A 12,199-nucleotide genomic window follows, 5' to 3' on the forward strand; every position below is an offset into this window, starting at 1 on the left:
AGAAACGGCTAACCTACAAAAAATCAAGTTCTTTCTACATGAACCCCAAAATTAGCCCACCGGCTTTACCTCCAAAAACGGCAACCACTCGGCCGCATGCCTTTCGGCATATTCTGCCAAAAAATAGGAAAGCGTGGGACGGAAAGGCAGGGTACGTAACATCATGCCTGCCTGCTCGGGTGTTTTGTCGCCCTTCAGCGTATTACAGCGGTGGCAGGCCGTCACCAGGTTTTTCCAACTGCTCTTTCCTCCCTTCGAGCGGGGAACCACGTGATCCAAGGTCAGACGCTTATCCGCCCCACAATACTGACAGGTATGCTTGTCCCGCTTAAAAAGGTTGTTTCGATTCAACATCACTCCTTTGTACGGGATATTTTTGTATTCGTACAGACGAATGACCGCAGGGTAGGGAAAAACGCGGTCCACGGTTCGAATTTCCAGATAGTCAAAATGCACCAATGAAGTCGCTTTTTCCAGAAACGTCAGTACCAGTGCTTTTTGCACGTTGACAATGCCAACGGGCGTATGATCCAGATTCAGCACCAGTACCTTTTTTTCCATTCGCTCCTTCATTTTTTCATGAGATTTTTAACATGAAGAACCTGAGCATAACGAGATTTGTTTTTGGCTTTCCGCCAATTCTCTGGGTCAAAATCCAGGAGACGGACTTTTCCGTCGATCCGGAGCAATTGCCCCTGCCCTGCGTAGAGACCCGCTTGGACAGGAATCCCCTGTTCGTTGCCAAAAATCACCACATCCCCTGCCTGTATGCCGGACAAGCCCACCTCCTCCCCGGCGGTCAACCATTCGGACAGGTAATTCGGTACCCGATACCCACCGATCTTAAAAACCAACTGCAACCAACTGCCGTCAAACAGACCAAAAAGACTCCTCCCTCCCGAAAGATAAGGCGCATGTAAAAAGGTGGTGGCAATGGTGACAAGTTGCTTTCGGGTAACATTTTCCGAAAAAGGCCTGCTTTCCCCAGTAAACGAAAAAGAGGCAGCCCAGTCGAAAAGCTCGTTGCGGTCCGCATGGAGCTGGCTCCCAGGGAGCAAGTACAACGGCATCTTTTCCCAAATAACCTGGCTAACAGGACTAGAGGTAACGTGCAGGGCCATCTGCCCCAACTGCTCGTACTCCGATTCTTCCAATCCATGGTGCTGGGAGGCCAGCATCCACCCGGAGCCTGCCTGGTTTTCCCCGATCGAAAATAGCCAATCCCCCTCGATGGTTCGGCGGACAATACGGTAGCGTTCCCCAAAAAGCAGCTGGGAACTCATCCCGGAACCGGGTACCGGCTCCCGGTACAGCGGAAGTGCGGGCATTCGGCAAATTCCAAAACCCGCTTCAGAAAGCCATTCGTTGGAGGTCCCTTTTTGCATCTTTTTCTTTAATAGATTGCCGCTTATCGTGTAATTTCTTTCCTTTTGCCAGGGCGATCTCCATTTTGGCAAGGCCCCGATCATTGATATAGATCCGTACCGGTACGATAGAAAGGCCCTTTTCAGAAAACTTATTCTGGAGCTTCCGAAGCTCCTGCTTCTGCAAGAGAAGTTTGCGCTCACGTACCGGATCGTGGGTATAATGCGTGGCAAGGGTATAGGGAGCGATGTGCATTTGCTTGATATACAGCTCCTCCCCCTTGAAATAACAATAGGCCTCCGTCAGGGAAACCTTTCCCTCGCGGATCGATTTGATTTCCGAACCCCGCAGTACCAGGCCGGCCTTGTACGTATCCAGAAACTCAAACTCGTAGCTTGCTTTCTTATTTTTAATATTGATGATCTTGTCGAACGTATGTTTCTTAGCCATGGTATCCAATTTTCATTTTTGCCAGCGGACTGATATCCAGCGCACAAAACCTTCCTTCCAGGTACTTGTAATGTGCCGCCATGGCCACCATGGCAGCATTGTCGGTGCAGTATTCCAGTTTTGGAAGATAAACCTGCCAGTTGTTTTCGAGCGCTGCTTCCTTTAACGCACGGCGCAGGCCGGAGTTTGCCGACACCCCGCCGGCAATGGCCACTTCCCGTATCCCCAGTTCCTGACTGGCCTTAACCAACTTCTGCATCAACATTTTGATGAGGGTATGCTGCACAGAGGCGCAGAGGTCTTCCAGGTGATTGCGGATGAAGTCCGGCTCTTTTCGAAGGTTTTCTTTCAGAAAATACAAAACGGCAGTCTTGATCCCACTGAAGGAAAAAGCCAGGCCCTTCATATCGGAAAGGGGAAAAGTAAAAGCTCCCGGGTCCCCTTTTTCGGCCAGCCGGTCCAGCTGGGGCCCGCCCGGATAAGGCAATCCCAGTATTTTGGCAATCTTATCGAAGGCTTCTCCTACTGCATCGTCCAACGTTTCACCGAGTATTTCCATGTTCAGGTGGCTCTTGACAAGCACCAGCTGCGTATGGCCTCCACTAACCGTCAGACACAGGAAAGGAAACACGGGTGAGGGGGATTCTATAAAGTGCGCCAAGACATGGGCTTCCATGTGGTTTACATCGATCAGCGGGACGTTCAGTGCATACGCAAATGCCTTCGCAAAAGATCCTCCAACCAACAGTGCTCCCATCAGACCCGGGCCTCGGGTAAAGGCCACGGCGTTCAGGTCTTTTTTAGACCGTCCTGCTGAAGAAAGCGCCTCCGTGACCACCGGTATCAGGTGCTGCTGATGAGCCCGGGAGGCCAATTCGGGCACCACCCCCCCATATTTCTCATGCACCGATTGCGTGGCCACAATATTATTAAGTATTTTGCCATCAGAAATCACCGCTGCCGACGTTTCATCACAGGAGGATTCGATTGCCAATATAGTACAACTCATTTTGCGTCTGTTGGAAAATAAACCGAAAGTTAAGGAAATTTTACTGAAAGCCCTCAGGAGAGTCTCGCTGGGCCTGCGCTACCTGCTGTTCTCCTTGCTTTTCCTCACACTTCTCCTTCAAATTCCGGTCATCCAAACCTACCTCGTAGGGTTGGTTACCCAGCGGGTCTCGGAAAATACGGGGTACCAGACCGATATTGGCCGGGTGAATATTCGCTGGTGGGATGCCGTCAGCCTTCGAGATGTACGGATCTATGACCTTCAGGACAGCCTAATGGCCAATCTGGACGAAGTTTATATTGATTTTTCGCTTCGGGGACTGCTGGACAAGGAACAGCCCGGGCTGGACGAAATAAACCTGAGAAACGGAAATGTCCGGCTCCTTACCCACCCGGATGGAGAAGGATTGAATATTTCAGTGTTTCTCGAGCGCCTTCGAACGTCTTTTTTTACAAAATCAAAAGAGCAAAAACCCCAGGGGTCTACCTTTCTTGTGTCCTCCATTTCCTTCGATCAGACCTCGCTGGACATCATTGATTATACCCAGCCAGAAATGGATATCCGCTTTGATTATGCGAATTTAGCGTTTCGGGACCTCGTAGCCAAGGCAGAAGATTTTTACGTGCGCCGCGACACCCTGGGATTTGACCTGCGCTACATGAAGGGCGTGGAAGCGAACTCTGGCATGGTCTTTCAGCAGCTGCGAACCGATTTCACCTATTCCAGTACCGGGATGGAGTTTAAATACCTCTACTTGAAATCCAACGAGACGGTGATCAAAAATTACCTGCGCATGGATTACGAAACCGTGGCCGATCTAAGAGACTTTAACCGAAAAGTAGACTTACTTGCCCAGTTGGATGAAACAGTTCTGGACATACGCGACCTGGGCTATTTTTCGGACAATATCCCCCCCGTTGACGATCGGGTGTACCTTAGCGGAGAAATTATCGGAAAGGTAAGCTCCATTTTCTCGGAACAACTCCTGCTTCGTTTCGGCGAACGTAGCGCACTCTTTGGCAAATTCAACATTGAAGGGCTCCCGCAAGTTGCGGAGACTTTTTTTGACCTATCCCTTTCAAATTCCGTTTTACTCCCGGAAGACCTTTACCCCTACATCAGTACAGATGCCCGCAGGGAACTGGATAAATTCGGAACGATCCGGTTTGATTCGGATTTCGATGGCTACCTGACTGACTTTGTGGCCAAAGGAGATTTCCGGACAGAAATCGGTGTGCTGAGAGGGCAACTCAATTACCGTGACGAAGCCGGTGTACCTACCTACGAGGGGCAATTGGAAGCCCGGGAAGTGGATTTGGGGATCCTGACCGAGGAACCCGAGAATTTTCAAAAAGTTAGTTTTAAAGGAGACCTGAAGGGAACGGGACTAACCGTAAACACCGCACTTATCGAACTGGATGCCCGCATCAGCAAAATCGGCATCAATCGCTACGAATACACCCAGATCGAAACCAAAGCTACCTACGGGAAAGACCTGTTTCAAGGAAGCCTTCGTGTGAACGACCCCAATCTGGTGATGGACGTAGACGGAACCCTTGATTTGCGTAACAACAAAGATTCCGCCAACCTCAGGCTGCGGCTGGATACGGCCTTTCTCGGCCCCATACAACTCACCGAGAATGATATTTTTTTGAGTGGTAATTTCGAATTGGATACGAAAGGGATTCACTGGGATACCATCGAAGGAGTAACCCGATTCCGGGATGTGCTGATAAGCTACGATGGCCGGGATCTCTTCCTGGATTACTTTTTATTCCAATCTTTATTTACAGAGGATTCCCGGGTCATCTCCCTGAATTCGGATCTATTGGTGGCCGGAATCAGCGGGAATTTTAAAGTGCAGCAATTGGGCCAGGACCTGCAGCGCTTGTGGGAGGACTACTACGCCATTCTTACGAACGACTACACAGCACCCCGCCCATCCCAGATGCAAACCGGAGACCCCTACCACATCGATCTGACGCTGGACCTTCGGGATCCAAACCCCATCCTTAACCTGATCGATCCGCGCCTGTTTATTTCGAGCAATACCCAGGTGGAGGGCGCATTTTACCAAACCGAACGCAATACCGTGTTTAATTTCTACACCGGCATAGATACCATCTATTACAACAGCCATTACTTTCTCAACACCGACATCGATCTCAATACCTCCAAGTACAAAGACAGTGAAGAAGTGCTCGCTTCTTTTTACCTGATGTCCAAAGAAATCCAGTTAAACTCCGGGTTTAATTTTCACAACCTTTCACTGGAAACCATATGGGATCAGTCACGGCTTAACCTGACCTTCTACATGGATCAGCTGCTCACAAATAGTTATGCAGATATTTCGGCGGCTATCAACCTATCCAGGAATCAGACCCAGATCGAATTTGCGCCTTCTGAAATTAAGTTATTGGAGGATTATTGGCAATTCGAACCGGGAAATCGCATCACCATCGGCAGCGGAGAAACGCAGGTTGAAAATCTCAAGATTTTTCATGAAAATCAATACATTTCCGGAGAGGGAAAAATCAATTCAGATCCGGGAGATCCACTGGAAATCGCCATTCATGAACTGAGCCTCGACTTTCTGAATTCCTTCGGGCTGCGGGAATATGCGGGCACTGCGAACGGACGGATTGAGCTGGCTGAGGGTTGGAACAAGAAAGGCATGCAGGGAAACCTGGAAATAGCAGGTATCCGAATAAATGATTTTCTGGTAGGGGAAATAGAAGCCACTGCCTTTTTCGCTGACGAAGCCATCAACCTTTCTCTCCAAAACTACCGGGCAGGGAAAAAAGTGATCGAACTGAACGGAAACCTTGCTTCTGAAACGAAGGACATGGCACTGGACGCCCGTTTTGAGCAAGCCAACCTTTCAGTCATCGAACCCTTTATTTCCGACTTTCTCAGCCAGATCGACGGCGACCTGACCGGCAACCTGCAGGTAGGCGGCAGCCTCACCCGGCCAATCGTTGAGGGCCTGGGGAAACTGGAGGGAGCCACCTTCCGGTTCAATTACCTCAATACGACGTACCGGGTAGATGGAAACGTGATTTTTGAGCCAAACGACATTAGCTTTCGGGGGCTGGAGCTCCGGGATGTCAACAACAATACCGCACGGCTCCGGGGGGGCATTACCCACGATAATTTTGATAATTTTATCCTGGACCTCAACGCCGCCTTTACCAATTTTCAGGTAATGAATACCAGTGCGGCCGATAACGACCTTTTCTTCGGCATGGCCTATGCCTCCGGGGACATCAACGTGTTTGGGGCCGCCAATAACCTGGAGCTAACTGCGAATGCCACCTCCCAACCCAATACACGGGTATACATTCCCATCGGAGGATCCGACGGAGAAAGCCAGGAAGATTTCATCAACATCATCAACGTCCGAGATACCGCACGGTCGGTGAGCTTTGAAGAAAGCGTAGACAAATTGACCCTGAATAACCTGCGCATGAATCTGAATCTGGATATTACGCCCGATGCCTACGTAGAGATTCAGATCGACCCAAAAACGGAAGAAAACATACAGGGCCGGGGCCGGGGGATCCTCAACTTAACCATCGATACACAGGGAAACTTCAACATGGCAGGTAACTTTGAAATAGTAGACGCGGTGTATAACTTTTCCCTGTACAACGTGATCAATAAAAAATTTCTGATAGAACCCGGGGGCATGATCAACTGGTACGGAGACCCTTACGAAGGTGTAATGGACATTTCAGCAATCTACGAGGAAAATGTCTCACTGGCCTCCCTGCAAACCAATACCAGCCAAACCCAGTTTGAAAGCAACCAGTTGAAACGGCGCTTTCCGGTACAGGTAATCATGGATCTGGAAGGACCGCTGCTTTCCCCCGATATTGGCTTTGATTTTGACTTTTCTGAATTTCCGGAAGACAGTGAATTGCAAACGACCATTTCGGCATTCCGAAATAGGATAGCAAACGACGAACAGGAAAAAAACCGACAGGTTTTTTCCCTCATCATGTTGCGTCGCTTTTCTCCCGAAGGCCAATTCAGCGGAGCCGGGATAGGCTTCTCCAACCTCAGCCAATTGATCTCTTCCCAACTGAACAACCTCATTGCTCAGGTGGATGAAAACCTGGAAATCGATTTTGATCTGATCGGTCTGGACGAAACGGCGCTCGAAACGTTTCAGCTGCGAGTGGCATACACATTCTTTGATGGACGCCTTCGGGTGACCCGGGATGGTGGCTTTACCGATCTGCAGGGAAATGCCGATTTGAATACCATCGCCGGAGATTGGCAAGCGGAATACCTGCTCACCGAAGACGGGCGGTATCGCGTGCGGGTGTATAACAGAAACAATTTCAACACGCTAACGGCCCTCAATATCAATAACCGGGCGCCCAACACCTACGGAGTATCGGTCTCCCAAAACCTTCTCTTTAGCTCGTTAAAGGAGCTCTTTCAGAACTTCAGCCGTCGCAGGGATCTTCCGATTAGCGATTCTGACGAATACCTCAGAGGGGATTTTACCATCGATCTTGACGAAGTGGCTCCCGAATTGTTCCGCCCCGACCCAGAGGTAGATCCTTCCGGTATCCGCATCCTGGATACGGATCTGCCCGAAAGGCCCTAAACATTTTCCCACCCTCCCGACTTATTCTTTTATGGAAAAAATCACGCTTTTTTGGTTTCGAAGAGACCTGAGACTGGACGATAACATGGGGCTGTACTATGCCCACCAACAAGAAAAACAAGTGTTGCCCCTATTTATATTCGATACGGAGATCCTGGACCGGCTGGACGACAGGCGGGATGCGCGGGTAACCTTCATCCACCAACAGGTTTCCCGATTGCGGGAGGAACTGGCCGCCTATCACAGTTCCCTGCTGGTCCGGCATGGCAAGCCGCTGGATGTTTTTCGCTCATTGACGAAGGAATACCGCATTCAGAACGTGTATACCAACCGGGATTACGAACCCTACGCCAAAAAGAGGGACGCAGAAGTAGCAGACTATTTACAGAAGGAAGGCATTGACTTCTACGATTTCAAAGACCAGGTCATTTTTGAAAAGGATGAAATCACCACGGACAAAGGTGATTTTTACAAGGTCTTTACTCCTTACAGCAAACGCTGGTTGCAAAAATTCGAAGAAGCAAAAATTACCTCTGTAAAGCTCGATGGAAGAAAAAAATCGCTTTTCGAAACCAAACCATTACCCCTACCCAAATTAAGCGATATTGGCTTTGAAGCTTCGGAAATCAGCTTACCCCGACCTGAAGTAGACCACAAGCTGATCCGAAACTACGACCAAACCCGCAATTTTCCGGCGAAGTCAGGTACCAGCCGGCTGGGCATCCACCTGCGGTTCGGTACCATTAGCATCCGTAAGCTAGCGCAGGAAGCAGCCTCATTGAACGATACCTTCCTTACAGAACTGATTTGGCGGGAGTTTTACATGATGATCCTTTACCACAACCCACAGGTGGTGGACCAGGCCTTTAAACCGGCCTACGACCGCATCCGTTGGAGAAACAACGAGAAAGATTTTTCCAGCTGGTGCGAGGGGAAAACGGGTTATCCACTGGTGGATGCAGGCATGAGGGAGCTAAATGCCACCGGCTACATGCATAACCGGGTACGCATGGTCACGGCCAGTTTTTTGACCAAGCACTTGCTCATTGATTGGCGCTGGGGAGAAGCCTATTTTGCAAAGAAATTACTCGACTACGAGTTATCCTCCAACAACGGCGGCTGGCAATGGGCGGCAGGTACCGGTACCGATGCGCAACCCTATTTCCGGATATTCAACCCTGCTTCCCAACTGGAAAAGTTCGATAAGGACCTCCGATACGTGAAACATTGGGTGCCGGAATACGGAACCGATCGTTATCCCAAACCCATTGTGGACCACAAGATGGCCAGAGAGCGCGCACTTGCCGTGTTTAAAGAAGCATTGGATAAATAAGCCTCAGCGGATCAGGTGCTGGTCGAAGCCCAAGGCCACCAAACGCTCAAAAGCTACCCACACGGGCTTCGGAATGTCCTGATGTATCTGAAATCCCTTTTTCGGATACTCACGGATGCGTTGCAAGTCGCCCACCATGGATTGGATGATTACTTCCATGGAAATGGATTCCGTGGGATACTGCTCAAAGGAGATTTGCGGACTGGTCACCTGCACAGCCTTCTCGGGCCAATTTTTTTTAAAGGTCGCATAAGCCCTTCGCTCCATGTACGGTTTCTGGACAATGGTAAATGATTCCGGATCCAACCCTTTGTCTCTCAGCAAGTCCCGGGTGAACCGGATATTTTCCCCCGAATTGGTAGACCGACTCTCAAGCAGCATGGCATCTTCGGGCACGCCCATCCTTCGGGCAATCCGTCCGAATAGGACTGCTTCCGGTTCTTCCCAGACCCCGGCCGTAAAATTACCGAGTCCTCCGGAAAAAATCAGCAAGGGTGCCTTGCGATCCAACCAAAGTGCTGCACCCCGTTCGGCTACACGTGGGTCGTGGCTACCGAGCACCAGAATTGCATCGCTTTTCTGTACGGAGTGACCAAGTCGGTGGTAATTCCATAAGCTCCTCGCCAATTCCCTGACTTCTTCCGTAACCGGGGGTTGCTTTCCTGTAATCATACTTTTTGAGAAAATTTTCGTACCCTGCTTTCCAGTTTTCGTAGCATCTTCCCTGCGCGAAAACGATCGATGCTCAATATACCGGCGGGAATGGTTAAATTCAACCGTCAGGAAAGAAATTATCCCAAACATGCCAAACGAAGCGCCCAAAAAAGAGGTATCCCCCGCAAATCATCTGCCCTTGTTTGATCTCTTTGACCGGTACGTACCGGTGCTCTGCATTGCTGAAAAAACTCATCCCTTTCCCGCAACTAGCTTCCGGGAAGAAATGGCCAGGCGAAATTTTCAAACGGTCCTGGTTCAAATGCCCGGGGGACTTCGAAAATTTGACAGCGGCGACTCCTCCCCCAGTCCTATAGGCGCAGAAGACCTACTGCACGAGCATACCCCCCTTATCCGTGCATTTGAAAGGCTGCTGGACCGTAGGCGTTTTTTTATCGAAACAGCGGGAAAAATTTCCCATATCGTTACCCGAAGCGATTTGGATAAAATCCCTATGCGGCTGGTAGTCATTGGCTATATCAGCGTGTGGGAAACCTTTCTTAGGGATCGGGTAAAATCCGAGGTGCCGGGATGGCAACAGAGTCTATCCGCCGAACGACTGGCTTCCGCCGAAGCCTTGTATCAACTCAAGAAAAGTCGAAATGAAGAAATCGACCTGATTCAGTGCCTGCAACTGGCGGATCTGGGCAGTATTTTTTCAAAAGACAAGCGCTACAAAAAATTAATGCCCGGGGCCAGCCGGGAACAGTACGATGCCATGGTTCGGAATATTGGCAAGCTACGGGATGCTCTGGCCCACTCGCAACCCAGGCTACCTTTTTCCTGGGAGGAAATCGACGTGCAGCTACGCTTTATGCGAAAAGCGATTCGGTAAGTCGCTGCCTCCTTGCCGACTCATTTGACCGGCAGCCCAAAATGTGCCATCATCAAAACGGCACCGGCGGTACCGTCCATGGTGGGTTCGTTGGTGCTATAGTCACCCACATCGTCCTGATAAACTATGTGCCGGTTTTGGAGAGCTGCAAATTCATCCGGATTAGTTAGGGTAAGCCCCAGGAGACTGTCGTGGATACTTCGGTAAATCGGTCCATCCACCAGGCCTCCGGGGACTTGTAGCCCCAGCATCACGTACACGCTGGTGTGCACGTCCTCGGGGTATTCACCGGAGGCAGGCATTCCTGTAAACATGGAGGTACCCCAGGGGTTTCTTCCAAACAGCCAGTCCCGTTGGGCCGCCAGAAAGGGCCTGAATTGGTCGTCTCCACTCATCTTTTCGTAAAGGATTATCTGCGCAATCAGGCTGCTCAACAGATTATTCGAACACCAGATGAACGGCACCCCGATGTGAAACGGATTTTGCATGGCCCGGTTCAGTGTGTAAACAATTCCCTCCCGGTAATAGCCTTCCAACGTCGCTTTAAATTCTTTATCCACGTGCCTGTGTAGCGCATAATGCCCCATATTGATAAACGGATACAACTGGTAATGGGCGGCCGTATCCCGAACCGTCCAGGCATCCCGGTTGCTGCTCTTCAAAGCGTATTCCCTGGCCTGGTTCAGGTAGTCGGGAACTTTGGTCATGGCATAGAGTTCGGCTGCCGCCCACTCCATGTCGTCCGCCCAGGTCTCCTCGTTGTATCGGTAGGGTGCACCGAACGAATTTCCCTGCTGGTAACCTTCCTTTTTTCTACCAAGCGCATAGAGGGAAAGGGCCGCCTTTCTGCATTTCGCGGCATAAATACTGTCTTGCAGGTGCTCCTCCCAGATTCGCGCGGCGAGGGCCATGGCGGCCGCACTTCGTCCCGCCAGGTTGGCCAATCCTGTCGCTTTACTTTTGTACTTGCCCAACCCCTGGGATGTTCCGGTAGCCGCATAGGCCGCACGATAGCTATTGGCTCCCCAGCCGTAGTCCGAATTATCCTGGTTCGGGATTTTAAACCCCCGGTGGTCCCGGTCGTCTGCTACCTGATGAAACAAGACATCGGGAGCAGGATGCATTTTATGGATCCAATCCAGTCCCCATTTGGCCTCATCCAATACATCGGGAATGCCGTTGCCACCGGGTTGGCCTAGCGCATTGTAGGCGTCAGCAAACCGGTCCGGATACAGTTCGAAGGCCATCAGCAGGTGTGCCGTAGCGTAACTTCCGGTAATCAGGTACTTGAGCTGATCCCCGGCATCGTGCCATCCCCCGCTCAGATCCACATAGGTGCTGTCTGGCATGGGGCCGTAAAAACTCCGACCGTCCTTCTCGTGACATACCATGTCCAAGGTCGGGTTGTAGCCGCAGCGCTGCTGGCGCATGAACTCCAGCAACGTTTCCTGCTGTCCGGCATAGGCTTGCGGTCCGATAAGGAATGCAGGAGTTTTGACACCGGTGCTTTTGGTTTGCAGGAAATAGCTTCCGGGTTGCTTCACGGAAGAAAAATCAAAGCTGTAATAGTAATCAAAAGTACCCCAGGTATCCGCTTTAATGCGCAAGGGCCTTTCTTCCAGGACCAAACTGGAGTCCTGCGCACGTCGTAGTTGCAGCTTTTCCCGCAGGGGTCCCGGGCTGAACACCAGGGCCTCCTTTACATCGGATGCAAGGTATCCGAGTTGGTTTACTCGTATATGCACGGACTTTTGTGCATTGCATGGCCTCCCCCATGCGAGAAGCAGAACGATTAGCCAATAAAACGATATTCCAGGCAGCTTTTTCACAAATTGATTTTTCATGATTCGAATTTAGAAATTCTCTCCCGAATCT

The 12,199-nt window shown here is 50.5% G+C and carries 9 protein-coding genes; 3 read left to right on the top strand and 6 right to left on the bottom strand.

What is annotated here, in order from left to right:
• Positions 1 to 51: 51 nt before the first annotated feature.
• From ABWH99_RS23405 to tsaD, 4 genes are read right to left on the bottom strand one after another with little or no spacing between them, the layout of a single operon-like run.
• Positions 52 to 561, bottom strand: coding sequence for an HNH endonuclease (locus ABWH99_RS23405; protein ID WP_375584187.1), 510 nt, complete (start codon positions 559 to 561; stop codon positions 52 to 54).
• 8 nt (positions 562 to 569) lie between these two features.
• Positions 570 to 1,385, bottom strand: coding sequence for an NlpC/P60 family protein (locus ABWH99_RS23410; RefSeq protein WP_375584188.1), 816 nt, complete (start codon positions 1,383 to 1,385; stop codon positions 570 to 572).
• Positions 1,351 to 1,815: an SsrA-binding protein SmpB gene (gene smpB, locus ABWH99_RS23415; RefSeq protein WP_375584189.1), complete on the bottom strand. Its 465-nt coding sequence runs from the start codon at positions 1,813 to 1,815 to the stop codon at positions 1,351 to 1,353. The genes ABWH99_RS23410 and smpB overlap by 35 nt, the downstream gene beginning before the upstream one ends.
• Positions 1,808 to 2,824: a tRNA (adenosine(37)-N6)-threonylcarbamoyltransferase complex transferase subunit TsaD gene (gene tsaD / locus ABWH99_RS23420; RefSeq protein ID WP_375584190.1), complete on the bottom strand. Its 1,017-nt coding sequence runs from the start codon at positions 2,822 to 2,824 to the stop codon at positions 1,808 to 1,810. The genes smpB and tsaD overlap by 8 nt, the downstream gene beginning before the upstream one ends.
• 10 nt (positions 2,825 to 2,834) lie before the next feature.
• Between tsaD and ABWH99_RS23425 the strand changes: the two genes are divergently transcribed.
• Both ABWH99_RS23425 and ABWH99_RS23430 read left to right on the top strand, forming a co-directional pair.
• Positions 2,835 to 7,442, top strand: coding sequence for a translocation/assembly module TamB domain-containing protein (locus tag ABWH99_RS23425; protein ID WP_375584191.1), 4,608 nt, complete (start codon positions 2,835 to 2,837; stop codon positions 7,440 to 7,442).
• Positions 7,443 to 7,473: 31 nt separating this feature from the next.
• Positions 7,474 to 8,775 (top strand): cryptochrome/photolyase family protein, encoded by a 1,302-nt coding sequence (locus tag ABWH99_RS23430; RefSeq protein ID WP_375584192.1) that lies wholly within the window; start codon positions 7,474 to 7,476, stop codon positions 8,773 to 8,775.
• A gap of 3 nt (positions 8,776 to 8,778) precedes the next feature.
• Here the strand turns inward: ABWH99_RS23430 and ABWH99_RS23435 are convergent, their stop codons facing one another.
• The gene (locus ABWH99_RS23435) at positions 8,779 to 9,447 is read right to left on the bottom strand and encodes a YdcF family protein (RefSeq protein ID WP_375584193.1); all 669 of its coding nucleotides are present in this window, start codon (positions 9,445 to 9,447) and stop codon (positions 8,779 to 8,781) included.
• Between the two features lie 130 nt (positions 9,448 to 9,577).
• Here ABWH99_RS23435 and ABWH99_RS23440 point away from each other — a divergent pair, with 130 nt between their 5' ends.
• A complete protein-coding gene (locus ABWH99_RS23440; RefSeq protein ID WP_375584194.1) occupies positions 9,578 to 10,324 on the top strand; it encodes a hypothetical protein in 747 nt (248 codons plus the stop codon).
• Between the two features lie 20 nt (positions 10,325 to 10,344).
• On the opposite strand, the gene ABWH99_RS23445 is transcribed toward ABWH99_RS23440, so the two are convergent.
• Positions 10,345 to 12,168, bottom strand: a complete 1,824-nt coding sequence (locus ABWH99_RS23445) for a glycoside hydrolase family 9 protein (protein ID WP_375584195.1) — start codon at positions 12,166 to 12,168, stop codon at positions 10,345 to 10,347.
• Between the last annotated feature and the right edge of the window lie 31 nt (positions 12,169 to 12,199).

The sequence above is a fragment of the Cyclobacterium xiamenense genome, from assembly GCF_042140265.1.
Taxonomy (GTDB): Bacteria; Bacteroidota; Bacteroidia; order Cytophagales; family Cyclobacteriaceae; genus Cyclobacterium; species Cyclobacterium xiamenense_A.